Consider the following 23,187-nt stretch of genomic DNA (forward strand, 5'->3'; position numbering starts at 1 on the left):
AAGATGAACGCACTATTCGAAGACTTCGGGTCCTTGGCCGAGGGACTCGGCATGACCCTGCTCATCCTCGCCACGGCCGGGATCGGCTCAATCGTCCTGGGCGCCTTCGTGGCCGTTGCCAGGATCAGCCCGCTGCGCATCCTGCGCGGTGCGGCGTTCGCCTACGCCCAGTTCTTCATCAACGTCCCCCTGCTCGCACTGCTGATCCTCGCCGTCTTTGCCCTTCCCGCTGCAGGCTTCATCCTCCCGGTGGTTCCCACAGTCGTGATCGTCCTGGCTGCCTATGAATCCGCCTACGTCGCAGAAGCGCTGCGCAGCGGTGTCAACACCGTCCCGCAGGGACAAATTGAAGCAGCCCGCGCCCTTGGGCTGACCTTCGGGCAGTCACTCCGGCTCGTCATCGTCCCGCAGGCCTTCCGCGCCGTCGTCCAGCCGCTGGGCAACATCATGATCGCCCTGGCGCTGAACACTTCGCTTGCCGCCGTCGTCGGCGTCGTCGAACTTACGGCGCACGTGAACAAGGTCAACCTCGTCTATGCGCAGCCCGTCCTCTTCTACACCACAGGAGGCCTCGTCTACATGGCCATCGCCCTCGCCATTGGCCTGCTCACCGGCCGCCTCGAACGAAAGCTCGTGGTAATCCGATGAACCGTATCTACGATGAACCCGGACCCCGGACACGCAGGAACATGCGCATCGGCTCCGCCGTGAGTTTCGTCGCGATCGCGGCCCTGCTTGCCTTCGCTACCGGGCAGTTCGCAGCACACGGACAGCTCGAACCTGCAAAATGGGCACCTTTCCTCACTCCGACGGTCTGGCTCTACCTGGGGGCGGGCCTGGCAGGAACCCTGCAGGCTGCCGCCATCGTTGCCGTCCTTGGCGGTTTCCTAGGCCTGCTGCTCGCTCTGGGCCGGATCAGCCGCTCGCGCCCGATCCGCTGGCTCTGCTCGACATACATCGAAATCGCCCGCACGGTGCCTGTCCTGCTGCTCATCTACCTCATGCTCTTCGGCCTCCCGCAGCTGGGCATCAACGCACCCACTGTGTGGAAGATGGTCATCCCGCTGACTTTCTGCACCTCGGCCGTGTTCGCCGAGATCCTGCGCGCCGGAATCACCAGCCTCCCGTCCGGCCAGGCCGAGGCAGCCATGGGCCTCGGCCTCAGCAATGCCCAGGCGTTGCGTCATGTGATCCTGCCCCAAGCGGCACGCAACGTTTCTCCATCGCTGCTCAGCCAGTTCGTGAGCCTGCTCAAGGACACGACCCTGGGCTACATCGTTGCCTACACCGACCTGCTGTACCGCGGGCAACTGCTCACGTCCTACCTGCACGAACTCATCCCGACCTACATCGTCATCACCCTCGTCTACCTCACCGTCAGCGCAAGCCTGACCGCACTCGCGACACGGCTGCAGAAACGGCTCGACCGCAAGCCGACCCTTGCCGTTGTCCAAGCGCCGCTCCCCGCGCTCGAAACGGTCTCAGCAAAATAGGCTGGCGGAAGCGCCAGCCCACCGAGGACCCCCGGAAATCCCAGCGGATTTCCGGGGGTTTCGTGTTAAAGGCTTCGGTTCCGCAGGCCCGCCATTGATGCAGCCTGCATGATGCGGTATGTTACTCATCAGTAACTTACCTTCAAGTAGCACGCCGCCGTCCGATGGCATTGTGCGAACTTGTGCCGCAATGGAGGAGCCCGCATGTCCATGACCGCTGCCATCGATCCCGAGAACCTTCCGTACGCCGACGGCGACTTCTACGGCTTCGAGCAGCTGCTCACCGACAAGGAACGGGACCGCCTTGCCGAGATCCGGGAGTTCCTGGCCCGCGAGGTCAAACCCATCGCCGTGGACTGCTGGAACCGCGGCGAGTTCCCGATGGAGCTGATCCCCAAGCTGGCCGAGATCGACTTGGTCAGTCCGGTGCGCCGGCAAGGCTACTCGAACCTCTTCGCCGGGCTGGTGCACGCCGAAGTCACCCGCGCCGACACCTCCATCGCCACTTTCATGGGCGTCCATGACGGCCTGTTCACCGGATCGATCGAAGCGCTGGCCTCCGAGGAACAGCAGGACGCCTGGCTCCCGGACATCTACTCGATGAAGAAGATCGGCGCCTTCGGACTGACCGAACCGCTGGGCGGCTCCGATGTGGCCGGCGGCACCCGCACCACCGCGCGGCGTGACGGCGACAGCTGGATCCTCAACGGCGCCAAGCGCTGGATCGGCAACGCCACCTTCTCCGACTGGGTGGTCATCTACGCGCGCGATGTTGCGGACAACCAGGTGAAGGCGTTCCTGGTGGACACGACGCTGCCGGGCTACTCGGCTACCAAGATCGAGAACAAGATCTCCCTGCGCACGGTCCAGAACGCCGACATCGTCCTCGACAACGTGGTGGTGCCGGACTTCTTCAAGCTCGCCAACGGCAACAGCTTCCGCGACACCAACAAGGTCCTCAAGGTGACCCGCCTCGCCGTCGCCTGGCAGGCCGTGGGCCAGCAGCTCGCGGCCTTCGACGTTGCCCGCCGCTACGCCGTCGAGCGGATCCAGTTCGGCCGCCCCCTCGCGTCCTTCCAGCTGGTCCAGCAGCAGCTGGTGCAGATCCTCGGCAACGCCGTCAGCTCCATGGGGATGATGGTGCGCCTGGCCCAGCTCGAAGACGCCGGGCTGGCCAAGGACGAGCAGTCCGCCCTCGCCAAGGCCTTCACCACGGAGCGCATGCGCGAAAGCGTGGCCCTGGGCCGCAGCATCCTGGGCGGCAACGGCATCGTCACCGACTACGAGATGGCCAAGATCTTCGCCGACGCCGAGGCCATCTACTCCTACGAGGGCACCTACGAGATCAACACCCTTGTGACCGGGCGTGCGATCACGGGAATCTCCGCGATCGTCTAGGACGTTCATCCCAGCGGCAGCAGAACCGACGGCCGCAGGTCCATGACGAAGGCCAGGGGATCAAGATATTCCTCGCCGCGCCGTACGCCCCAGTGCACGCACGGCAACTGCCCGCAGTGGCCGGGCTCGAGGACGCCGATCTCCTGGCCTTTCGCTACCGGATCGCCCTGGTGGAGGCTGCTGCGCACCGGTTCGAAGCTGCTGCGCAGCCCGCCGCCGTGGTCGATCGTGATCACCGGGCGGTCCACCACAACGCCCACAAAGGCCACCACGCCGTCGGCAGGCGAGGCGACGGGAACGCCGTCGGCGGGTGCCTGCAGGTCCACGCCGCGGTGCCCGCTCAGCCACGGTTCCGGCGGCGGATCAAAAGGGCGGACGACGGTGGGCCTGGGGGAGAGCGGCCAGCTCCAGGACGGGCTGGCAGTACTTGCCGAGGACTGAAGTGCGGGGGCAGCGCCGGCCGGCCCGACGAGGGCCGTGGCGAGCAGCAGTGCGGTCAGGAAAGGGCCGGATTTCATGCAATCCAGCTTCGGGTTCCGGGTGGTTCCCGGAAAGCCCCGCACGCCGCTATGTGGAAAACCGGGGCCACCCCGGTGTGCATCCGTGGCGCACCGGGCATGGCGGCTGCTGTAGTACACTTGGGAGTGCAGTTTGCCGTGCCCTCAAGCTGTTCCGGAAGCGTGGCTCATTCAGCCGCGCGGGGGCCTCAAATTGACTACGCGTATCCAGCCCTCCACATCCAGATCCCTGGTGGATCCATGCTGTGGAGGATTGTGCCTCTTGCGGTCCGGTCCCACGACCGGATGAGGGGTGCAAGGGATGCCAGGAGCAGGGCCCGTCCGGGTCCACTAAACAACCGTCAACTATTGGCAGGGTAAGAGCAGCCCGCGAGGCTCTCTCATGAATGACCTGCCGGAAGGAGCGTCGGCATGCCCGTCGTAACCATGCGCCAGCTGCTTGACAGCGGCGTCCACTTTGGACACCAGACCCGTCGTTGGAACCCGAAGATGAAGCGCTTCATCTTCACCGAGCGCAACGGCATCTACATCATCGACCTGCAGCAGTCGCTGTCCTACATCGACCGCGCCTTCGAGTTCGTCAAGGCCACTGTGGCCCACGGCGGCACCGTGCTGTTCGTCGGCACCAAGAAGCAGGCCCAGGAAGCTATCGCCGAGCAGGCTACCCGCGTCGGCCAGCCCTACGTCAACCAGCGTTGGCTGGGCGGTATGCTCACCAACTTCTCCACGGTTGCCAAGCGTATCCAGCGCATGAAGGAACTCGAAGAGATCAACTTCGAGGACGTCGCCGGTTCCGGTTACACCAAGAAGGAGCTCCTGCTCCTCCGTCGTGAACTGACCAAGCTCGAGGCCAACCTCGGCGGTATCCGCAACCTGACCAAGGCTCCCTCGGTCCTGTGGGTTGTCGACACCAAGAAGGAACACCTCGCGGTTGACGAAGCCAAGAAGCTGAACATCCCGGTTGTTGCCATCCTGGACACCAACTGCGACCCCGACGAAGTCGACTTCCCGATCCCGGGCAACGACGACGCCATCCGCTCCGTGAACCTGCTGACCCGCGTCGTTGCCGACGCTGTGGCAGAAGGCCTCATCGCCCGCAACCAGCGTGCAACCGGTGCTGCCGAAGCTCCGGAAGAGCCGCTGGCCGAGTGGGAGCGCGAGCTCCTCGAAGGCAGCAAGGCTGAAGCTGCAGCTGCCGAAGAGGCACCGGCTGCTGACGCTGCTGCAGGCGAAGAAGCAAAGTAAATCCGGACTTTCCCGTAGCCCCCAAATGGCAGCGGGAGTAACTGACAGGATGGCGGCCCGCCAGGCGGGCAGCCGTCCTGTCAGTCCGTAAACACATAAATTTCTAGACAGAGGGGTTCACATGGCGAACTACACTGCTGCAGACATCAAGGCCCTGCGCGAGCGCACCGGCGCCGGCATGATGGATGTCAAGAAGGCTCTTGACGAGGCCAACGGCGACGCCGAGAAGGCCATTGAGATCATCCGCATCAAGGGTCTCAAGGGCGCTACCAAGCGTGAAGGCCGCGCCACCGCTGAAGGCCTGGTTGCTGCCAAGGTCACCGGCAACGTCGGCGTGATGGTCGAAGTCAACTGCGAGACCGACTTCGTGGCCAAGGCTGACAAGTTCATCCAGCTGGCCGACAAGGTCCTGGCCGTGGCTGTCGAATCCGGCGCTGCCGACCTCGAGACCCTCCTGGCAGTCGACGTCGACGGCAAGCCGCTGTCCGAGGTCGTCGTCGAAGAAGGCGCCGTTCTCGGCGAGAAGGTCGCCGTCCGCCGCATCGCCCGCATCGAAGGCGCCACGGTTGACGCTTACCTGCACAAGACCTCCAAGGACCTCCCGGCCCAGGTCGGCGTGCTGTTCGCTGTTGAGGGCGAAGGCGAAGCCGCTGCTACCGCCGCCCACGACGTGGCCGTCCACGTTGCTGCCATGGCACCGAACTACCTCACCCGCGAAGATGTTCCGGCTGAGCTGGTCGAGTCCGAGCGCCGCATCGCCGAAGAGACCGCCAAGGCCGAAGGCAAGCCCGAAGCTGCCCTGCCGAAGATCGTGGAAGGCCGCGTGACCGGCTTCTACAAGGGTGAAGTCCTCCTGGACCAGGCATTCGCCAAGGATTCCAAGAAGACCGTTGCCCAGGTCCTCGAAGAGGCCGGCGTCAAGGCAACCGCCGTCGCACGTTTCCGCGTCGGCAACTAGTCGCACGCAGCAAAGGGGTGGTCACTTCGGTGGCCGCCCCTTTTGCATGCGGCCGCGCGCCTGCCGCATCCACCTGCCGGGCGGCTTTCTGCCCCGGCATCCAGCAAGATAATCTAGCCAGAGTCCACCAACGGGAAGGCATCATGGAATCCGAGAACACAGCAATCCAGCCCGAGAAGACCAAGCGCCGCGTGCTCCTGAAGCTTTCCGGCGAGGTCTTCGGCGGCGGCAAGCTCGGTGTGGACCCGGAAACCGTCCGCGCTGTCGCCAAGCAGATCGCTGCGGCCGTCTCCGAGGTGGAGGTCGCGATCGTCGTCGGCGGCGGCAACTTCTTCCGTGGGGCCGAGCTCTCCCAGAGTGGCATGGACCGCTCCCGCGCCGACTACATGGGCATGCTCGGCACGGTCATGAACTGCCTGGCACTGCAGGACTTCCTGGAACAGGCCGGCGTCGAGACCCGTGTCCAGAGCGCCATCACCATGGGCCAGGTGGCCGAGGCCTACATTCCGCGCCGCGCCATCCGCCACATGGAGAAGGGCCGCGTGGTGATCTTCGGTGCCGGTGCCGGCCTGCCGTACTTCTCCACCGACACCGTTGCCGCCCAGCGTGCCCTCGAGGTCCACGCCGACGTCGTGCTGATGGCCAAGAGCGGAGTGGACGGCGTCTACACCGCCGACCCCAAGAAGGACCCCGCCGCTGAAAAGCTGGAGACCCTCAGCTACGACGACGCACTGCGCCGCGACATCCGCGTCATGGACCAGACCGCCATGACCATGTGCAAGGACAACAAGCTCTCTATGGTGGTCTTCGGCATGGAAGGCGAAGGCAACGTCACCCGCGCGATCCTGGGCGAGAAGCTCGGAACCCTCGTCACTCCCTAGCAGCGGCTAGGATACTTCTAGGACCTTCCGCCCCTTGAGGCGGACTTTTACTGTGTGTACCAACCGTGTGCACCGCCCCGGTGAAACGGGCGCGACTACATCTGAGGAGAAACCGTGATCGAAGAAACCTTGCTCGAAGCCGGGGAGAAGATGGACAAGGCGGTCGAGGTAGCCAAGGAGGACTTCGCGTCGATCCGGACCGGACGCGCCAACCCGGCCCTCTACAGCAAGGTGATCGTGGAGTACTACGGTACGCCGACGCCGCTGCAGCAGCTGGCTTCCTTCGCCGTGCCGGACGCCCGTACCATCCTGATCACCCCGTACGACAAGACCGCCCTGCGTGACATCGAACGGGCCCTGAGCGACTCCGAGGTGGGCGCCAACCCGTCCAACGACGGCAACGTGATCCGCGTGGTCATCCCCGAGCTGACCCAGGAACGCCGCAAGGAATACGTCAAGATCGTCAAGGGCAAGGGTGAGGACGCCAAGGTCTCCATCCGCAGCATCCGCCGCAAGGCCAAGGACTCCCTGGACAAGCTCGTCAAGGACGGCGAAGCCGGCGAAGACGAGGGCGCCCGCGGTGAAAAGGAGCTCGACGCCCTCACAAAGGCCCACGTGGAGAGCATCGATGAGCTGCTCAAGCGCAAGGAAGCCGAGCTCCTCGAGGTCTGATGAGCCAGGCTGAGCCAGCGCCCGCGCACGGAACCTCCCGGGCCCGGCGGAAAAGCGGCAACCCGACGCCGAAGGCGGGCCGGAACCTCCCGGCGGCCATCGGCGTCGGGCTTTTCCTGTTGGTGGTGGTCCTTGGGGGTCTCCTTTTCCTGCCGCTCGGCTTCGTGCTGGTCACCACCGCGTTCGCGGTGCTGGGCGTCTGGGAAATCTTCCGGGCGCTGGACGCCAACGGGAGGACCCGGCTGCCGATCGTGCCGGTCCTGACCGGCACCGTGGCGATGCCCCTGGCCGCCTACTTCGGCGGCCTGGAGAGCCTGCTTTTCGCCTTCCTGCTCAGCTGCGGAGCCGTGCTGCTGTGGCGTTCCCTGGAGAGCGCCGCCGGGGCGCCCCGCAGCATTTTCGCCGGCGTCTTCACCCTCGCCTGGGTGCCCTTCCTGATCAGCTTCGCGGTCCTTCCGCTGCATGCCACCGGGGGAGCGACGACCGCGGGCCCCTGGCCGGGCGGCCAGATCCCGGCGGGCGCGTGGCAGATCGCCGTCATGCTGCTCCTGGTGGTCTCCAACGACACCTTCGGCTACCTGGTGGGTGCCCTGTTCGGCAAGCATCCGATGGCACCGAAGATCAGCCCGAAGAAGAGCTGGGAAGGCTTCGCGGGATCGGTGGCCGGCGCCATGCTGATCGGCGTCCTGGCCAGCATCTTCCTCCTGGACCGGCCCTGGTGGGTGGGCGTCGTGCTCGCCGTCGGTATGGTCGCCGCGGCCACCGCCGGAGACCTCGCCGAGTCGATGGTCAAGCGCGAACTCGGCGTCAAGGACATGAGCAGCATCCTGCCCGGGCATGGCGGAGTGATGGACCGGCTGGATTCGATCGTTTTTGCCGCGCCTGTGGCATTCATTCTTTTCGCGTTGCTGAGCGGCGCCTGACAACAATCCGGAGGGATAACAGTGGCAGTGGATGTTCGTCGGCAGATTCCCGCGGCTTTTGAGCGTGTGGAACGCAACAAGTACGGCTACAACGCCAAGCAGGTGGACCAGTTCTTCCAGCGGGCACGGGTCTCCTTCGAGAGCCCTGACGACGCCGAGGTGAGGACGGGTAGCAGCGACGTCCGCTCGGTGTCCTTCGACCCGGTGAAGGGCGGCTACGATGCCGCCGTGGTGGACGCCGCCCTGGACCGCCTGGAGGACGCCTTCGCCCGCCGTGAACGCGACGAACTCATCGAGGCCGAAGGCGAGGAAGTCTGGCTGCGCCAGATCGGCAAGCTCTCCGGCGTACTGCGGGCCCGGCTGCACCGCCCGGCCGGGCAGCGTTTCCGCCGCCCGGAGAAGAAACGAGTCCGCAGCTACGATGTTGCCGACGTCGACGCCTTGTGCGATCAGCTGATCGGCTACCTCGAGCAGGACCAGCCGCTGAGCGTGGACAGCGTCCGCCGGGCCGCCTTCGGTGCGGCCAAGGGCGCGGACGGCTACGACGAAGCACAGGTCGATGCGTTCCTGGACCGCGTCGTCGAACTGATGGCCGCGATCGACTGATTCCCGGCTGCCTAGCCCTCTGCCTGCTCTTCAGGCGGCGTGGGCGAGAGCGGTGTAAAAGCCTGCCAGACCGCAGTGTACCGCCGGTAGCTCCGCGCCAGGGAGACGAACAGGAAGGCGAGCCCGCACAGCGCCGCCAGCGTCACCGCCAGCCCCAAGGGAGTGCCGGGCAGGACCAGCAGGGTGCCCGACAACAGTGCGATAAGGGCCGCGTTCACCGAGATGATGAAGGTCATGCTGCTCCCCGCAACGTGGCCGCCCTGGCTCCGCGGGCCGAAGAAGTAGTAGGTCTTCCGCGAGCCTGGCTGGTCGTCATGGCTGCCGGCCATGAGATACCGGGCGAGGCCCGGATCCAACTCGACATACGCGGCCCGGAGCCGGTTCATCGCGATCACGTACATCAGGTCCTCCATGCCCACGTACATCACGCGGACCTGGGTCAGCAGGCCGATCCCCAGGTCGATGAAGAGCACGACAATCCCGAACATCACGAACGTGTCGGAGAACTTTGTCGCCTGGCCCACGAGGGCCGCGCTGAGCAGGCTTGCCGACGTGAAGGTGAGGAACATGCTGATCCGGGTCAGGACCTCGCCCTGGGTGGTGCTCCGGGAGGCAAGGAGGCTCCAGTGCTCGGTGGCGAGAAGCTGGGCCCGCACAGCAGCCGAGGCCGCGGGCGCCGGAACGTCCGGTCCGCCGTCTGGAAGTGTGTTGTCCATGCCGGACATGCGGCTATTGTCCACCTTCCGGCGGCCGCAGGCGAGACTTCAGCGCCCGCTCGCGAGCGGCCGTTCCGGCACGTGCAGGCGGGTCATCACCCGTGTCACTGTTCCTGGAATGCGCTGCTTGGTGGCCCGCGAAACCAGGACCATCACGGTGAAAGCGGCGGGAACCGTCCAGGCTGCCGGCTGCGCCAGCCAGGCCGGTGCGGACGCTCCGCCAAGCAGGGTGCCCGCCACCATTGCGCCTCCGCACAGCACCGCACCGGTCAGCATTCCGGCGATCGCCCCGGCGTCGCTCAGGCCCCGCCACCAGATGCCCAGGAGCAGCACCGGGCAGATCGTGGATGCCGTGAACGCGAAAACCAGCCCCACGCTTCCGGCCAGGCCCAGTGAGTCGGTCGCCAGTGCAAAGGCCAAAGGGACGACGGCGGCCAGCAGCGCTCCGATCCGGAATCCGCGGACACTGCCGCCCAGCAGGTCCTGGCTGATGACCCCGGCCAGCGAAACCACCAGCCCGGACGTCGTCGAGAGGAACGCCGCGAAGGCGCCCGCCACCACCAGCGCGGAGAGCGCGTCCCCGGCAGGCCCGCCCACCAGCTCGCCCGGCAGCAGCAGCACGAGGGCGTCCGAGCGGCCGTCGCGGGCCAGCCCGGGCGCGTACATCCGGCCCAGCAGCCCGGCGGCGGTCGGAAAGAGGTAGAAGACGGACAGCAAGCCCAGCACGATCAGGGTGGTCCGGCGCGCGGAGCGGCCGTCCGGATTCGTGTAGAAGCGCACCAGGACGTGGGGCAGCCCCAAGGTTCCGAAGAGCAGGGCGAGCAGGAGGGATACCGTCTGGTACGGCCCGGCGGCGGGCAGCCCCGTGGGATTGACGGACTCCGGCGCCGGCACGGCCGCCCCGCCGCCCTGGTGCAGCAATACGAAGACCACCGGAACCGCGAGGGCGGTGAGCTTGAGCCAATACTGGAACGCCTGGACGAAGGTGATGGACCGCATTCCGCCGGCCGCCACCGTCAGGTACACCACCAGGACCACGGCCAGCGCGCCCACCCAGGACGGCAGCCCGGTGCTGATCCGGATGGTGAGGCCTGCGCCGTGCAGCTGCGGCACGATGTACAGCCAGCCGACGGCGACCACCACCAGGCTGGTCACCCGCCGCACCGCGGTGGATTCCAGCCGGGCTTCGGTGAAGTCGGGGATCGTGTAGGCCCCGGAGCGGCGCAGGGGTGCGGCCACGAAGAGCAGCAGCATCAGGTAGCCGGCGGTGTAGCCCACCGGGAACCACAGGGCGTCCGTCCCGGAGAGCAGGATCAACCCGGCGACGCCGAGGAAGCTTGCCGCGGACAGATACTCGCCGCCGATCGCCGAGGCGTTCCACCAGGGCGGAACCGTCCGGGAGGCGACGTAGAAATCCCCGGTGGTACGCGAAATGCGCAGCCCGTAGAAGCCGATTACCGCCGTCGCGAGCACCACCGCCAGGAACGCGGCCAGGCCGACCGGGGGATTCACCGTTCGTCCACCAGTTCGCGGTAGCGGGCCTCGTTCCGGGCAGCGGAGCGGTTGTAGAGCCATGCGGCCAGGCCGATCACCGGATACAGCCCTGCGCCCAGCAGCAACCAGTTGAGCGGAATGCCCAGCAGGCGCAGGACGGCCAGGTCCGGAACCAAGGCCACCATCAGCCCGCATGCGGCGAGCACCAGCAGGAAGCCGGCCGCCACGACGATCGCCAGGCGTAGTTGGGAGCGGATCAGCGATCGGACGTACAGGCGCCCGACGTCGGAATCCACGGCGGCATCCCGGCCGGGCAGCAGGCCGGCGGGGCGCCGTCCGGCCGATTGCGGTGCGGTGACCCGGACCCTGGTCATCCCTGCGGCCGTATCCGGGTGGTTCCGAGCTTGTCCCGCACGGACGGCAGATGCCGGCGGCTGATCGGCAGTTCGGCGCGCGCCACCGTTACAGAGGGGTGTACGGCACCGAGTTTCAGGTGCTCCACGTGGTTGAGGGAGATCAGGTACGAGCGGTGGATGCGGAGGAATCCGGCCTCGGCCCACTGCTGTTCGAGGTCGCTGAGCGGGACCCGGATCAGGTAGCTGGCCTCTGCCGTGTGGAGGCGGGCGTAGTCGCCCTGTGCCTGGACGTAGCGGACGTCGTCCCGGCGGATCATCCGGGTGGTGCCGCCCTGGTCCACGGTGATCATCTCCGGGGCGGGGCTGCCGTCCCGGATGAGTTCGCTGACCCGGCCCAGGGAGCGGGCGAGCCTTTCGGCGCGTACCGGCTTGAGCAGGTAGTCGACGGCGGCAAGTTCGAATGCCTCCAGCGCGCAGTCTTCGTCAGCGGTGACGAACACGACGGCGGGAGGTAGGGGAATCCGCGAGATCGCCCGGGCGATGTCCAGCCCCGAGAGGGCCGGCATGTGGATGTCCAGGAACGCGATGTCCACGGACTCGTTCTCCAGGACACGTAAGGCTTCCGAGCCGGACGATGCACGGTGGATGGTGCCCACCCGCTCATCCCGGCCCAGCAGGAAGGCGAGTTCTTCGACGGCGGGCAGCTCGTCGTCGGCGACGAGGACGTTGATCATGACAGCAGCTTAACCTCCGCCGTCGGTCCTCAGGCATCGTGCTTCGGCTGGGACTTGGGCACCCGCAGGGTGACCAGGGTGCCTTCGCCGGGCGCGGTTTCGATGACCAGTCCGTATTCGTCCCCGTACACCTGCCGCAGCCGGGCATCGACGTTGCGCAATCCGACGTGTTCGCCGTCGGCATGGCCGGCCAGCACGGCGCGGAGGTGCTCCGGGTCCATCCCGACGCCGTCGTCCTCCACCGTGACCTCGGCGTCCGCGCCCGAATCGTAGGCACGGATGGTGATGTGCCCCGGGCCCTCCTTCGCCTCCAGCCCATGCCGCACCGCGTTCTCCACGAGCGGCTGCAGGCTCAGGAAGGGAATCACTGTGCTCAGGACTTCCGGGGCGATCTGCAGGCTGACCTGCACGCGTTCGCCGAAGCGGGCCCGTTCGAGCAGCAGGTAGCGGTCGATGCTGCGCAGTTCCTCGGCCAGGGTGGTGAAGTCCCCGTGGCGCCGGAAGGAATACCGGGTGAAGTCGGCGAACTCCACCACCAGTTCTCGCGCCCTGGCGGGGTCCGTGTTGATGAACGAGGCGATGGCGTTGAGCGAGTTGTAGATGAAATGCGGGCTGATCTGCGCCCGCAGCGCCCGGACCTCGGCCTCCATCAGGAGGGTGCGGGAGGCGTCCAGTTCGGCCAGTTCCACCTGGGTGGCAACCCAGCCGGCCAGTTCGCCGGTGGCCCGGACCAGGCCTGCGCCGGCGTGCGGTGCGAAGGCAGCGACACAGCCGGCCACCCGGTTGTCCGCCCTGATCGGTGCGATGACGGCCTTCAGGGAGGGCGACGCCTCGATTAGGGCGGTGCGCCCGTCGGCGAGCACCGGGGCCGCCAGCGCCATCAGCCGTGGCTTCAGTTCTTCGCCCACGCCGTCCCAGGCCAGCACCGTGTCCAGGTCCGTGATGGCGAGGGCGTCGCAGCCCAGCAGCAGGCGCAGCTGTTTGCTGGCCTTGGCCGCGCCTGCCGGCTGCAAGCCGGTGCGCAGGTGGGCGCCCGCACGGGACGCCGCGTGCAGGGTCTTGTAGGTGGCCCGCTCGGCGTCCGTGCCGAGGTCCCGGAAGGAACGGATCACCATCAGTCCGACCCCGACGGCGGCCGCCACCGCCAGGACGACGACGGCGATCGCTGCGGCGGTGAAGAGCGGGGAATCGGGCATGGAGCAAGGGTAGCGAACCGTGCGGTGCGGGTTCCCTATGACCGCTGCAGCTGCCGTTTACCGCACCGACATGCCCGCTGGGCGATGCCGGGGCTCGTACGTCTGGAAGCCGGACGGCCTCCGTTGAATAGTGATTCCAATCACATGGCACCCAACGGTGGATGCCGCTGTGGACACTTCAAACCAGGAGGAAAGCATGGGTAATGAGGCCCAGCCGGCGGACGCAACCCAGTCCGTGGATTTCCAGCAAGTGCAGCAAACAGAACAGTTCCGCGAACTGCGCAGGCGGCACCGCAGTTTCGTCTTCCCGATGGCCGTGGCCTTCCTGCTCTGGTACTTCGGCTACGTGCTCCTGGCCGACTACGCCGTGGGGTTCATGTCCACCAAGCTGTGGGGAAACATCAATGTGGGCCTGGTGCTCGGGCTGCTCCAGTTCGCCACCACCTTCGGCATCACCGCCTGGTATGTGAGCTATTCCAACCGCAAACTCGACCCCATCGCCGCGGAGATCCGCGGCGAAATCGAAGGGCATGAATTCGACAGCCGCGGCCGGGCAGTCAATTCCGGCCGGGCAGCCAACTCCGGCCGGGCAGCCAAGGGGGCGCAGCGGTGAGCGGCATGGTGTTGCACGGCCCGGCTCCCATGGTGAACGTCGGCGCACTCAAGGATACGACCCTCCTGAACATGGGCATCTTCGCCCTGTTCGTCCTCGTCACCATGGTGATCGTGTTCCGCGCCAGCCGGAACAACAAGACAGCGGCGGACTACTACGCGGCCGGCCGCTCCTTCACAGGCTCGCAGAACGGCACGGCGATCGCCGGCGACTACCTTTCGGCCGCGTCCTTCCTCGGAATCACGGGCGCGATAGCGATCAACGGCTACGACGGCTTCCTGTACTCCATCGGCTTCCTGGTGGCCTGGCTGGTGGCGCTGCTCCTGGTGGCCGAACTGCTCCGCAACACCGGCAAGTTCACCATGGCCGACGTGCTTTCCTTCCGGCTGCGCCAGCGCCCGGTCCGCATCGCCGCGGCCCTGTCCACCCTCGCCGTCTGCTTTTTCTACCTGCTCGCCCAGATGGCCGGCGCCGGCAGCCTGATCTCCCTGCTGCTGGGCATCAGCGACTGGGGCGGTCAGGCGCTGGTGATCGTCGTCGTCGGCGCCCTCATGATCATGTACGTGCTGATCGGCGGCATGAAGGGCACCACCTGGGTGCAGATCATCAAGGCCGTGCTGCTGATCTGCGGTGCCGCCGTCATGACCCTGTGGGTGCTGTCCATCTACGGCTTCAACCTGTCCAACCTGCTCGGCTCGGCCGCCGAGGCGGCGAACAACCCGAACGTCCTGAACCCCGGCCTGCAGTACGGCAAGAGCGAAACCAGCAAGCTGGACTTCATGTCCCTGGGCCTGGCCCTGGTCCTCGGCACCGCGGCACTGCCGCACGTGCTCATGCGCTTCTACACCGTGCCCACCGCCAAGGAAGCCCGCAAGTCCGTGGTCTGGTCCATCTGGCTGATCGGCCTGTTCTACCTCTTCACCCTGGTGCTGGGCTACGGCGCCGCCGCGCTCGTCGGAGCCGACACCATCAAGGCGGCTCCCGGCGGCGTCAACTCGGCCGCACCACTGCTGGCCTTCCACCTCGGCGGGCCGCTGCTGCTGGGCTTCATTTCCGCCGTCGCCTTCGCCACGATCCTCGCCGTGGTCGCCGGCCTGACGATCACCGCGGCGGCCTCGTTCGCCCACGACATCTACGCGAACGTCATTGCCAAGGGCAAGGCCGACGCCGGCACCGAGGTCAAGGTGGCCCGGCGGACCGTGGTGGTCATCGGCATCCTGGCCATCCTGGGCGGCATCTTCGCGAACGGCCAGAACGTCGCCTTCCTCGTGGCGCTCGCCTTCGCGGTGGCCGCCTCGGCCAACCTCCCCACGATCGTCTACTCGCTGTTCTGGCGGAAGTTCACCACCCAGGGCGCGGTCTGGAGCATGTACGGCGGCCTTGCCTCGGCGATCATCCTGATCGCCCTATCGCCCGTGGTCTCCGGGGCCAAGACCTCCATGATCCAAGGCGCCAACTTTGCCATTTTCCCGCTGAGCAATCCGGGCATCGTGTCCATCCCGCTCGCCTTCTTCCTGGGCTGGCTGGGCACCGTGCTGGACAGGCGCCGCGAGGATCCGGCCAAGCAGGCGGAGATGGAAGTCCGCTCGCTCACCGGCGTCGGGGCCGAGAAAGCCGTGGAGCACTGATCCCCACTGCCTGACGCGCCTCTCGTAACGGCGAAGCCCTCCTGCAGTCCGCAGCAGGAGGGCTTCGGCGTTATGGTGCGCGGTTCCGGTGCCTAATTCCAGGGCCTAATTCCAGGGCCTAATTCCGGGGCTTGATCCGGATGGCATCCATCTTCCCGTCGTTACCGACGAATCCGTACTTGAGGTCGATCGTCCGGCCGTTGCAGTTCAGGGTGCCGGACACCTCGGCGCGGTGGACGCCGTTCTTCGACTCCGCGCTGACCGAGTTGTAGTTGGCGTTGCAGGAATCGCTGAGTTCCAGGCGGTCGATGCCCTGGACGAAGGTGGCCTTGGGCAGCTCATCCTTCAGGGAGTCGGTCAGGAAGCGGTCGTAGGCTTCCCCGTTCCGGCCGTCGAGCAGCAGATTGGTGAATTCTTCGGCCTGGCCCTTGGCTTTGCCGGTGGCATTGCCCACCAGGTTGACCAGCAGCACGACGCCGACCACCGCCAGGAGGATCACCGCGCCAAGCGCGCCGAGTACGATCCACAGGACCTTGCGGTTCTTCGGGGGCCGGGCGGCGGGCTGGCCGAACGGCTGCCCGTACTGGCCGCCGTCGTATGGGGGCTGTGCGTACGGGGGTTGGCCGTATGGGGGCTGTGCCCCGTACTGGGGTTGGTCGTACTGGGGTTGGCCAGACGGCGGGCCGTACGGGGGAGGCGTCCCATACTGGGGTTGGCCAGACGGCGGGCCGTATGGGGGCTGCGTCCCATACTGGGGCGCACCGGTTGCCCCGTACTGCGGTGCCCCATACTGCGGTGCCCCATGCGGGGGTTCCCCATGCTGCGGTTCCGGTACCGGCGGCACCGGCCCCTCCTGCCCGGCGTGCGGGGGCACGGGTGGCGGCGGGGGAACGGGCCGGGAGGTCCAGTCGGGCTTTTGGGGATCCTGGTTATGGGGATCCGGGGGAGTGCTCACGATGGTTCGCCTTTCCGGCTGCCTGCGCTGCCAATGCTTGGACTCGTGCTTGGAACCGCGGGCCGGCCCCAAGACGTCCGCTTGCATCAAATCGCATGTTCCTGCGGCGGGGCAAGTAGAAGGGGCCCGGTCAGCCGGCGCTTTTCTTCAGCAGGGGCTGCATCCGGTAGGGGATCATCTCCTGCATCGCCAATGCGGTGTCCGTCCGCTCCACGCCGTCGCAGCCCAGGATCTTGCCGTTGATGCGGAAGAGATCTTCGGCGTCGAGGGCCACCACCCGCAGGAGCAGGTCCGCTGAGCCGGTCAGCCCGTAGCCCTCGAGGATCTCCGGGATCTCGGCGAGGTCCACGGCCAGCTGTCCGAGTTTCTGCTGCTGCACGTGCACGGAAATGAAGGCCAGCAGCGGGTAGCCCAGGGCAGCCGGGTTGATCCGGCGTTCGAAGGACAGGAAGGCGTGCTTTTTTTCGAGTTGCGCCATCCGTGCCTGGACCGTGTTCCTGGACAGGCCGAGCTTCTGCGCCAAGGCCACCACGGTGCCCCGCGGATCCTTTGCCATGGCCGAAAGCAGCCGGGTGTCCGTGCCATCCAAAGCTTGCATAGTGCGCAACATTAGCACGGTGACCGGGCGTACGACAGGGCATAATGCTCAGAATCCGTGGCGGTGGTTGTACCCAATGAGCATTGTGAGTAGGGTCACAGTTATCCGGGCGATGAGGCCCGGGTCGCTGTGGCTTGCGGGGCCAAAAGTCCTTGCGGCAACGGCAAAGAACGAGCCGAAAGGTGCGAGCAACCGTGTTGACCGACGAAGCCGGCCGGGGAGCCAAACAGGCACCGGAACCCGCGAACAGTGTGCAGAATCCACGCCGGACCGGGGGAGACCTGGTTCAGTTGCTTTCCCCCACCGGGGAGCGCATCAGCCATCCGGAATTCGATTTGTGGATCAGCGATGTCGGCGATGAGCAGCTCTGTTCCTTTTACGAGGACATGGTGGTTATCCGCCGGATCGACGCCGAAGCCACGGCTTTGCAGCGCCAGGGCGAACTGGCGCTTTGGCCGCCGATGCTCGGCCAGGAAGCAACCCAGATCGGCTCGGGCCGTGCCCTCCGCAGCGATGACTTTGTCTTCCCCACCTACCGCGACAACGGTGTGGCCTACTGCCGCGGGGTGGCCGTGCCGGATCTGGTGCGCGCCTGGCGCGGCAATGCCTTGTTCGGCTGGGACCCGTACCGCTACAACATCGCCACCCAGCAGATCATGATCGGTTCGCAGTCGCTGCACGCCACCGGCTACGCCATGGGCATCAAGGATGACGGCGCCGATTCCGTGGCGGTGGCCTATTTCGGCGACGGCGCCACCAGTGAGGGTGACGTAAGCGAGGCCATGGTCTTCGCCGCCAGTTTCCAGGCGCCTGTGGTGTTCATCTGCCAGAACAACCACTGGGCAATTTCCGAACCGGTGTTGGTGCAGTCCCATGTGCAGCTCGCGGACAGGGCTTCCGGTTTCGGTATTCCTTCCATGCGCGTGGACGGCAATGATGTGCTGGCCGTGCTGGCCGCCACCCGGATCGCGCTTGACCGGGCAAGGAAGGGCGGCGGACCCACCTTTATCGAAGCGCTCACCTACCGCATGGGGCCGCACACGACGGCGGATGACCCCACCCGCTACCGGGACCCCAACGAACTCGAAGACTGGGCCGCGAAGGACCCGATCGCCCGGCTCAAGGCCCTGTTGGACCGCAAGGGACTGCTGGACGAAGAGTTCGAGGCCCGGGTCAAGGCCAGGGCCGACGACGTCGCCGCGGAGCTGAGGAACGGCTGCATCAACATGCCCGAGCCCGCGCCGCTGGACGTCTTCAAGCACGTCTACAGCGAGGAGAATTCCTGGCTCGAACGCCAGAAGGACCACTACACCCGCTACCTGGAAAGCTTCAGCGGATCCGTGCAGGAAGGTGCCCTCTGATGAGCCAGCTGACATTTGCCCGCGCCATCAACGCCGGGCTCCGCAAAGCCCTCGACAACGACCCCAAGGTGGTCCTGATGGGGGAGGACATCGGCAAACTGGGCGGCGTCTTCCGCGTCACGGACGGGCTGCAGAAGGATTTCGGCACGCACCGGGTGGTGGACACCCCGCTGGCCGAATCCGGAATCATCGGCACCGCCGTCGGCCTGGCCTACCGCGGGTACCGGCCCGTGTGCGAAATCCAGTTCGACGGTTTCATTTACCCGGCCTTCGACCAGATCGTCAGCCAGGTGGCCAAGATGCACTACCGCACCCAGGGCACCGTGAAGATGCCGATCACCATCCGGGTGCCGTTCGGCGGCGGCATCGGTTCGCCCGAACATCACTCCGAATCCCCGGAGGCCTACTTCACCCACACCTCGGGGTTGCGCGTCGTCAGCGTGTCCAACCCGCAGGACGCCTACACGATGATCCAGCAGGCCATCGCTTCGGACGACCCGGTGCTCTACTTCGAGCCCAAGCGCCGCTACCACGACAAGGGCGAGGTGGACGAGGCCGCCGCGCTCGACCGGGCCCTGCCGATGGGCAGCGCACGGGTCGCCGCCGGCGGCAGCGACGTCACCCTGGTGGCCTACGGCCCCCTCGTGAAAACAGCGCTCGACGCCGCCCTGGCCGCCGCCGATGAAGGCGTTTCCATCGAGGTCATTGACCTCCGCTCGCTGGCGCCCGTCGACTACGGCACCGTTGAGGCGTCCGTCCGCAAGACCGGCCGGCTCGTCATCACCCACGAGGCCGCGCAGTCCGGCGGGCTCGGCGCGGAGATCGCAGCCAGCATCACCGAGCGCTGCTTCCACTACCTCGAAGCCGCGCCGGTCCGGGTCACCGGATTCGACGTTCCGTACCCGTACTCCAAGCTCGAAATGCACCACCTGCCGGACCTGGACCGGATCCTGGACGGCGTGGACCGTGCCCTCGGCCGGCCGAACTCCCTGAGCGGACTGGAAGGATGAGCCCCGCCATGATCAAGGAATTCCGACTGCCGGATCTCGGCGAGGGCCTCACGGAGTCCGAAATCCTCAGCTGGAAGGTTGCGGTAGGGGACACGGTGGAACTGAACCAGGTGATCGCCGAAGTCGAGACCGCCAAGGCCGTGGTGGAACTGCCCTCGCCGTTTGCCGGGACCGTGGCCGCCCTGCATGAACAGCCGGGCAGCGTCGTCGAGGTCGGCAAGCCGATCGTTTCCTTCGAAGTGGACGACGCCGGGGCCGCGCCTTCCGGGAACGGCGGGACCGCCGGGGACGCAGCGGCTGAGCCCCCCGCACCGAAACGGGAGGCGACCCTGGTGGGGTATGGTGCCGCCGTCGAAGAGGGCGGGCACCCCGTCCGCCGCCAGCGCACCTTCGCGGCCGCCCCCGCTGCTGAGCCAGTGCCCGCGCAAGCCGACCGGCCCGGGGCAGTCCAGCCGGCCGAAGCGCCGGCGGTTCCTGCCGCGCGTTCCGCCGTCGTGCAGGCCGAACGGCCGCGTTCGACGCCGCCGGTGCGGAAACTGGCACGGGACCTCGGAGTCGACCTGACGCAGGTGAACGGAACGGGAGAGGGCGGGTTGATCACGCGCGAGGATGTGCAGCACTTCGCCGAAGCCGCTGCCCCCGCCGCCGGCGGCGCATCGGTGGCTCCCGCCGCCGGACGTGAAACCCGCACTCCGATCAAGGGGGTCCGGAAGTTCACCGCGGCGGCCATGGTGCAGAGCGCCTTCACCGCGCCCCATGTCACCGAGTTCCTCACGGTGGACGTCACGGCTGCCATGGAACTGCTGGAACGGCTCAAGGCAAGCCGGACGTTCGCCGGCTATAAGCTGACCCCGCTCACGCTCGCGGCGAAGGCGGTGCTGATCGCCCTGAAACGGAACCCGACGCTCAACTCCCGCTGGGATGAAGCGGCTCAGGAGATCGTCCAGTTCAACTACGTGAACCTGGGCATCGCCGCCGCGACGCCGCGAGGGTTGACGGTCCCGAATATCAAGGACGCCGACACGATGGGCCTCCAGGAACTGTCGGCGGCGCTGTCGGAGCTCACGGAGACCGCACGCGCCGGGAAGAGCACTCCCGCGGAGCTTTCCGGCGGCACCATCTCGATCACCAACATCGGGGTGTTCGGCATCGACGCCGGTACGCCGATCCTCAACCCGGGGGAGGCCGCGATCCTGGCCCTGGGAGCGGTGCGGAAGGCGCCGTGGGTTCACAACGATGAGCTCGCCGTCCGACAGATCATGTCGCTGAGCCTGTCCTTCGACCACCGGCTGGTGGACGGTGAACAAGGCTCGCGCTTCCTGGCCGATGTGGGCGCCATCCTCTCGGATCCGGGAATGGTCCTGACCATGGTGTGACGGACTGCGCGGCCAAGCGGGCGGGTCAGCGGACCGTCAACGCCGCCAATGCCATCTGCTCCAGCAATGGCCGCGCAGTCTTCGTTGCGATCCGGCGTCCGTGGCTGCGGACCGAGTGCGGCGTGGAGTTGATCAGGCCGAAGACGGCGTGCGCTCGGACGCGCAGTTCCGACTGCTCAGTGCCGCTTGCTCCTGTGCCTTCGTGGAGCTCGGCAAGGACTCCCACCCAAAGTTCCACGTAGGCGCGCTGGAGGGCGCGCACTTCAGCCCGGTCGGAATCGGACAGGCTGTCCAGGTCCCGGTCCTGAACCCTGATGACGTCGGGGTTGCTCAGCGCGAAGTCCACGTGGAACTCCACCAGCCCGCGCAGGGCCGCCGCGGGGTCGGAGGCCGCGGCTGCGACCACCCGGCCGCCGTCGAGCAGCCCGCGGCTCACGCTCAGCAGCAGTTCTGCGAGCACAGCCTGTTTCCCGGGGAAATGCCGGTAAACGGCCGGTCCGCTCACGCCCGCCGCCGCACCGAGGTCCTCGAGGGAGACGCGGCTGAAACCGTTCTCGGCGAAAAGGGCCGCGGCGGCAGAGAGCAGTGCCTTCCGCCGCGTTTCCTTTGCCTGGCTGCGCAGGGTGGGCGACGCGGCCACCACGGGAGGGGCGGCGGCTTCCCCTGACGGGCTTGCCTCTTCCTGGTGTGCGGCCACGGATCCTCCTCATGCGGCGTGCTCCACCCTGGAGTGGTGGACATCACAGTTAATAGAGACTAAGCTAAATTTCAGTTATTTGTCATTAACTGAAGCCGCATTAACTGAAGCTGCTTGGCCGGACGTCCGGCCGGGATGGGAAGCATGTCGATGGAGACACTCGTCAGCCAGGCTGACGCCAGGGGCACGGCGTTCGAAGCCAATGCCAGGGCCCAGCAGGCGCTGGTGGAGGAACTGCGGGAGCGGCTCGCGACGGCGGCCCTCGGCGGGCCCGAGAAATCGCGCCAGCGCCACGTTGCCCGCGGCAAGCTGCTGCCCCGCGAACGCATCGAGCAATTGCTCGACGACGGGAGTCCGTTCCTGGAAATCGCGCCGTTGGCGGCGAACGGCATGTACAACGACGACTCCCCGGGAGCCGGCGTGATTGCCGGCATCGGCCTGGTCCACGGCCGCCAGGTGCTGGTCATCTCCAACGACGCCACGGTCAAGGGCGGCACGTATTACCCGATGACGGTCAAGAAGCACCTCCGGGCCCAGGAAATCGCGCTCGAGAACCGGCTTCCCTGCATCTACCTGGTGGACTCCGGCGGGGCGTTCCTTCCGCGCCAGGACGAGGTGTTCCCGGACAAGGAACACTTCGGCCGGATCTTCTTCAACCAGGCCCGGATGTCCGCGGCGAAAATCCCGCAGATCGCCGCCGTCATGGGCTCCTGCACCGCCGGGGGCGCTTACGTGCCGGCCATGAGCGATGAAACGGTGATCGTTCGGAGCCAGGGCACCATCTTCCTGGGCGGTCCGCCCCTGGTGAAGGCCGCCATCGGGGAAATCGTCACGGCCGAAGAACTTGGTGGCGGCGAGGTGCACGCGAAGATCTCCGGCGTCAGCGACCACCTGGCCGAAAACGACGAGCACGCGCTGCAGATCGTGCGGGACATCGTTGCCACCCTGCCCAGGCCGCAGGACCCAGTGTGGGATGTCGCAGCAACAGTGGAACCCGCCGTCGGGCCCGAAAGCCTCTACGGTGTGGTGCCGGTGGACGTCAACGAGTCCTATGACGTCCGCGAGGTCATCGCACGGCTGGTCGACGGTTCGCGCTTCCATGAATTCAAAAAGGAATACGGAACCACCCTGGTCACGGGATTCGCCCGCCTGCACGGCCACCCCGTGGGAATCGTGGCCAACAACGGCGTCCTGTTCAGTGAATCGGCCCTCAAGGGTGCGCATTTCATCGAACTGTGCGATCAGCGCGGCATTCCCCTGGTGTTCCTGCAGAACCTCTCCGGCTTCATGGTGGGCAAGGACTACGAACAAGGCGGCATCGCCAAAAACGGGGCCAAGATGGTCACCGCCGTCGCCACGGCGCGCGTGCCCAAGCTGACGGTAGTGATCGGCGGATCCTTCGGTGCCGGCAATTACTCGATGTGCGGCCGCGCGTACGCACCGCGTTTCCTGTGGATGTGGCCGGCCGCCCGGATCTCGGTGATGGGCGGCAACCAGGCGTCCTCGGTGCTCGCCACCGTCAAGCGGGAACAGTTCGAGGCGGCAGGCGAGGAATGGTCCGCCGCGGACGAAGAGGCTTTCAAAGCGCCCATCCGGCAGCAGTACGAGGAACAGGGCAGCCCCTACTATTCCACCGCCAGGCTGTGGGACGACGGCATCATCGACCCCGCGGATACACGCCGCGTCCTGAGCCTCGCGCTGGACGTCGTCTCCCGCCAGACCCTGCCGGAAACCTCCTTCGGCCTGTTCAGGATGTGAC

24 protein-coding genes are annotated in these 23,187 nt (G+C 66.7%); 15 read left to right on the forward strand and 9 right to left on the reverse strand.

What is annotated here, in order from left to right; all coding sequences use genetic code 11:
• The first annotated feature begins 3 nt into the window (after positions 1–3).
• The 3 genes from ACN9M4_RS06840 to ACN9M4_RS06850 all read left to right on the forward strand — a co-directional run bounded on the left by ACN9M4_RS06840 (position 4) and on the right by ACN9M4_RS06850 (position 2,891).
• A complete protein-coding gene (locus ACN9M4_RS06840) occupies positions 4–648 on the forward strand; it encodes an amino acid ABC transporter permease (protein ID WP_426302795.1) in 645 nt (214 codons plus the stop codon).
• Entirely contained in the window at positions 645–1,493 is an 849-nt protein-coding gene (locus tag ACN9M4_RS06845; RefSeq protein ID WP_426302796.1) for an amino acid ABC transporter permease, read from the forward strand. Before ACN9M4_RS06840 ends, ACN9M4_RS06845 begins: the two co-directional genes overlap by 4 nt.
• 204 nt (positions 1,494–1,697) lie before the next feature.
• Entirely contained in the window at positions 1,698–2,891 is a 1,194-nt protein-coding gene (locus ACN9M4_RS06850; protein WP_426302797.1) for an acyl-CoA dehydrogenase family protein, read from the forward strand.
• Between the two features lie 5 nt (positions 2,892–2,896).
• Here ACN9M4_RS06850 and ACN9M4_RS06855 read toward each other — a convergent pair whose 3' ends face one another.
• The gene (locus tag ACN9M4_RS06855; protein WP_426302798.1) at positions 2,897–3,409 is read right to left on the reverse strand and encodes a M23 family metallopeptidase; all 513 of its coding nucleotides are present in this window, start codon (positions 3,407–3,409) and stop codon (positions 2,897–2,899) included.
• A gap of 411 nt (positions 3,410–3,820) precedes the next feature.
• Here ACN9M4_RS06855 and rpsB point away from each other — a divergent pair, with 411 nt between their 5' ends.
• The 6 genes from rpsB (at position 3,821) to ACN9M4_RS06885 (ending at position 8,694) form a co-directional block, all read left to right on the forward strand.
• Positions 3,821–4,654: a 30S ribosomal protein S2 gene (gene rpsB, locus ACN9M4_RS06860; RefSeq protein WP_115788023.1), complete on the forward strand. Its 834-nt coding sequence runs from the start codon at positions 3,821–3,823 to the stop codon at positions 4,652–4,654.
• Positions 4,655–4,775: 121 nt separating this feature from the next.
• Complete coding sequence (gene tsf / locus ACN9M4_RS06865) at positions 4,776–5,612, forward strand: translation elongation factor Ts (RefSeq protein WP_120519686.1); 837 nt, start codon at positions 4,776–4,778, stop codon at positions 5,610–5,612.
• A 143-nt stretch (positions 5,613–5,755) separates the two neighbouring features.
• A complete protein-coding gene (pyrH, locus tag ACN9M4_RS06870) occupies positions 5,756–6,493 on the forward strand; it encodes a UMP kinase (RefSeq protein WP_426302799.1) in 738 nt (245 codons plus the stop codon).
• A 114-nt stretch (positions 6,494–6,607) separates the two neighbouring features.
• On the forward strand, positions 6,608–7,165 hold the full coding sequence (frr, locus tag ACN9M4_RS06875) for a ribosome recycling factor (protein ID WP_426302800.1): 558 nt from the start codon (positions 6,608–6,610) through the stop codon (positions 7,163–7,165).
• Positions 7,165–8,088: a phosphatidate cytidylyltransferase gene (locus tag ACN9M4_RS06880; protein WP_426302801.1), complete on the forward strand. Its 924-nt coding sequence runs from the start codon at positions 7,165–7,167 to the stop codon at positions 8,086–8,088. The genes frr and ACN9M4_RS06880 overlap by 1 nt, the downstream gene beginning before the upstream one ends.
• 21 nt (positions 8,089–8,109) lie before the next feature.
• The gene (locus tag ACN9M4_RS06885) at positions 8,110–8,694 is read left to right on the forward strand and encodes a DivIVA domain-containing protein (protein ID WP_426302802.1); all 585 of its coding nucleotides are present in this window, start codon (positions 8,110–8,112) and stop codon (positions 8,692–8,694) included.
• Between the two features lie 11 nt (positions 8,695–8,705).
• Here ACN9M4_RS06885 and ACN9M4_RS06890 read toward each other — a convergent pair whose 3' ends face one another.
• Genes ACN9M4_RS06890 through ACN9M4_RS06910 form a run of 5 tightly spaced genes read right to left on the reverse strand, consistent with a single transcriptional unit; the run spans position 8,706 to position 13,190 of the window.
• Positions 8,706–9,410, reverse strand: coding sequence for a hypothetical protein (locus ACN9M4_RS06890; RefSeq protein ID WP_426302803.1), 705 nt, complete (start codon positions 9,408–9,410; stop codon positions 8,706–8,708).
• A 48-nt stretch (positions 9,411–9,458) separates the two neighbouring features.
• Positions 9,459–10,922, reverse strand: a complete 1,464-nt coding sequence (locus ACN9M4_RS06895; RefSeq protein WP_426302804.1) for a cation acetate symporter — start codon at positions 10,920–10,922, stop codon at positions 9,459–9,461.
• Positions 10,919–11,278, reverse strand: a complete 360-nt coding sequence (locus ACN9M4_RS06900) for a hypothetical protein (protein ID WP_426302805.1) — start codon at positions 11,276–11,278, stop codon at positions 10,919–10,921. The genes ACN9M4_RS06895 and ACN9M4_RS06900 overlap by 4 nt, the downstream gene beginning before the upstream one ends.
• Positions 11,275–11,994, reverse strand: a complete 720-nt coding sequence (locus tag ACN9M4_RS06905) for a LytR/AlgR family response regulator transcription factor (RefSeq protein ID WP_426302806.1) — start codon at positions 11,992–11,994, stop codon at positions 11,275–11,277. The genes ACN9M4_RS06900 and ACN9M4_RS06905 overlap by 4 nt, the downstream gene beginning before the upstream one ends.
• 29 nt (positions 11,995–12,023) lie before the next feature.
• Entirely contained in the window at positions 12,024–13,190 is a 1,167-nt protein-coding gene (locus ACN9M4_RS06910) for a sensor histidine kinase (protein ID WP_426302807.1), read from the reverse strand.
• A gap of 196 nt (positions 13,191–13,386) precedes the next feature.
• Between ACN9M4_RS06910 and ACN9M4_RS06915 the strand changes: the two genes are divergently transcribed.
• Both ACN9M4_RS06915 and ACN9M4_RS06920 read left to right on the forward strand, forming a co-directional pair.
• A complete protein-coding gene (locus ACN9M4_RS06915) occupies positions 13,387–13,803 on the forward strand; it encodes a DUF485 domain-containing protein (RefSeq protein ID WP_426302808.1) in 417 nt (138 codons plus the stop codon).
• A gap of 5 nt (positions 13,804–13,808) precedes the next feature.
• Positions 13,809–15,431: a solute symporter family protein gene (locus tag ACN9M4_RS06920; protein WP_426303416.1), complete on the forward strand. Its 1,623-nt coding sequence runs from the start codon at positions 13,809–13,811 to the stop codon at positions 15,429–15,431.
• A gap of 118 nt (positions 15,432–15,549) precedes the next feature.
• Here ACN9M4_RS06920 and ACN9M4_RS06925 read toward each other — a convergent pair whose 3' ends face one another.
• On the reverse strand, positions 15,550–16,386 hold the full coding sequence (locus ACN9M4_RS06925) for a hypothetical protein (protein WP_426302809.1): 837 nt from the start codon (positions 16,384–16,386) through the stop codon (positions 15,550–15,552).
• Between the two features lie 130 nt (positions 16,387–16,516).
• Positions 16,517–16,984, reverse strand: a complete 468-nt coding sequence (locus ACN9M4_RS06930) for an Lrp/AsnC family transcriptional regulator (protein WP_426302810.1) — start codon at positions 16,982–16,984, stop codon at positions 16,517–16,519.
• A 194-nt stretch (positions 16,985–17,178) separates the two neighbouring features.
• On the opposite strand from ACN9M4_RS06930, the gene pdhA reads away from it, so the two are divergent.
• The 3 genes from pdhA to ACN9M4_RS06945 are packed head-to-tail and all read left to right on the forward strand — an operon-like array spanning position 17,179 to position 20,731.
• A complete protein-coding gene (pdhA, locus tag ACN9M4_RS06935; protein ID WP_426302811.1) occupies positions 17,179–18,345 on the forward strand; it encodes a pyruvate dehydrogenase (acetyl-transferring) E1 component subunit alpha in 1,167 nt (388 codons plus the stop codon).
• A complete protein-coding gene (locus tag ACN9M4_RS06940; RefSeq protein WP_426302812.1) occupies positions 18,345–19,355 on the forward strand; it encodes an alpha-ketoacid dehydrogenase subunit beta in 1,011 nt (336 codons plus the stop codon). Before pdhA ends, ACN9M4_RS06940 begins: the two co-directional genes overlap by 1 nt.
• Positions 19,352–20,731 (forward strand): dihydrolipoamide acetyltransferase family protein, encoded by a 1,380-nt coding sequence (locus ACN9M4_RS06945; protein ID WP_426302813.1) that lies wholly within the window; start codon positions 19,352–19,354, stop codon positions 20,729–20,731. Before ACN9M4_RS06940 ends, ACN9M4_RS06945 begins: the two co-directional genes overlap by 4 nt.
• A 25-nt stretch (positions 20,732–20,756) precedes the next feature.
• Here ACN9M4_RS06945 and ACN9M4_RS06950 read toward each other — a convergent pair whose 3' ends face one another.
• Positions 20,757–21,428, reverse strand: coding sequence for a TetR/AcrR family transcriptional regulator (locus tag ACN9M4_RS06950; protein ID WP_426302814.1), 672 nt, complete (start codon positions 21,426–21,428; stop codon positions 20,757–20,759).
• A gap of 150 nt (positions 21,429–21,578) precedes the next feature.
• Here ACN9M4_RS06950 and ACN9M4_RS06955 point away from each other — a divergent pair, with 150 nt between their 5' ends.
• Positions 21,579–23,186, forward strand: coding sequence for a carboxyl transferase domain-containing protein (locus ACN9M4_RS06955; RefSeq protein ID WP_426303417.1), 1,608 nt, complete (start codon positions 21,579–21,581; stop codon positions 23,184–23,186).
• The last annotated feature ends 1 nt before the right edge of the window (position 23,187 follow it).

This window comes from Arthrobacter sp. R-11, from assembly GCF_049913155.1.
Lineage (GTDB): Bacteria > Actinomycetota > Actinomycetes > Actinomycetales > Micrococcaceae > Arthrobacter.

What these genes read in the sequence shown, in the direction of transcription:
- ACN9M4_RS06890 (WP_426302803.1), bottom strand. Translation starts at nt 9,410, where the DNA reads ATGGACAACACACTTCCAGACGGCGGACCGGACGTTCCGGCGCCCGCG.
- ACN9M4_RS06915 (WP_426302808.1), top strand. Translation starts at nt 13,387, where the DNA reads ATGGGTAATGAGGCCCAGCCGGCGGACGCAACCCAGTCCGTGGATTTC.
- ACN9M4_RS06910 (WP_426302807.1), bottom strand. Translation starts at nt 13,190, where the DNA reads ATGCCCGATTCCCCGCTCTTCACCGCCGCAGCGATCGCCGTCGTCGTC.
- ACN9M4_RS06920 (WP_426303416.1), top strand. Translation starts at nt 13,809, where the DNA reads ATGGTGTTGCACGGCCCGGCTCCCATGGTGAACGTCGGCGCACTCAAG.
- tsf (WP_120519686.1), top strand. Translation starts at nt 4,776, where the DNA reads ATGGCGAACTACACTGCTGCAGACATCAAGGCCCTGCGCGAGCGCACC.
- ACN9M4_RS06845 (WP_426302796.1), top strand. Translation starts at nt 645, where the DNA reads ATGAACCGTATCTACGATGAACCCGGACCCCGGACACGCAGGAACATG.
- ACN9M4_RS06900 (WP_426302805.1), bottom strand. Translation starts at nt 11,278, where the DNA reads ATGACCAGGGTCCGGGTCACCGCACCGCAATCGGCCGGACGGCGCCCC.
- ACN9M4_RS06955 (WP_426303417.1), top strand. Translation starts at nt 21,579, where the DNA reads ATGGAGACACTCGTCAGCCAGGCTGACGCCAGGGGCACGGCGTTCGAA.
- ACN9M4_RS06945 (WP_426302813.1), top strand. Translation starts at nt 19,352, where the DNA reads ATGAGCCCCGCCATGATCAAGGAATTCCGACTGCCGGATCTCGGCGAG.
- ACN9M4_RS06855 (WP_426302798.1), bottom strand. Translation starts at nt 3,409, where the DNA reads ATGAAATCCGGCCCTTTCCTGACCGCACTGCTGCTCGCCACGGCCCTC.
- ACN9M4_RS06840 (WP_426302795.1), top strand. Translation starts at nt 4, where the DNA reads ATGAACGCACTATTCGAAGACTTCGGGTCCTTGGCCGAGGGACTCGGC.
- pyrH (WP_426302799.1), top strand. Translation starts at nt 5,756, where the DNA reads ATGGAATCCGAGAACACAGCAATCCAGCCCGAGAAGACCAAGCGCCGC.
- ACN9M4_RS06930 (WP_426302810.1), bottom strand. Translation starts at nt 16,984, where the DNA reads ATGCAAGCTTTGGATGGCACGGACACCCGGCTGCTTTCGGCCATGGCA.
- rpsB (WP_115788023.1), top strand. Translation starts at nt 3,821, where the DNA reads ATGCCCGTCGTAACCATGCGCCAGCTGCTTGACAGCGGCGTCCACTTT.
- ACN9M4_RS06940 (WP_426302812.1), top strand. Translation starts at nt 18,345, where the DNA reads ATGAGCCAGCTGACATTTGCCCGCGCCATCAACGCCGGGCTCCGCAAA.
- ACN9M4_RS06850 (WP_426302797.1), top strand. Translation starts at nt 1,698, where the DNA reads ATGTCCATGACCGCTGCCATCGATCCCGAGAACCTTCCGTACGCCGAC.
- ACN9M4_RS06880 (WP_426302801.1), top strand. Translation starts at nt 7,165, where the DNA reads ATGAGCCAGGCTGAGCCAGCGCCCGCGCACGGAACCTCCCGGGCCCGG.
- ACN9M4_RS06905 (WP_426302806.1), bottom strand. Translation starts at nt 11,994, where the DNA reads ATGATCAACGTCCTCGTCGCCGACGACGAGCTGCCCGCCGTCGAAGAA.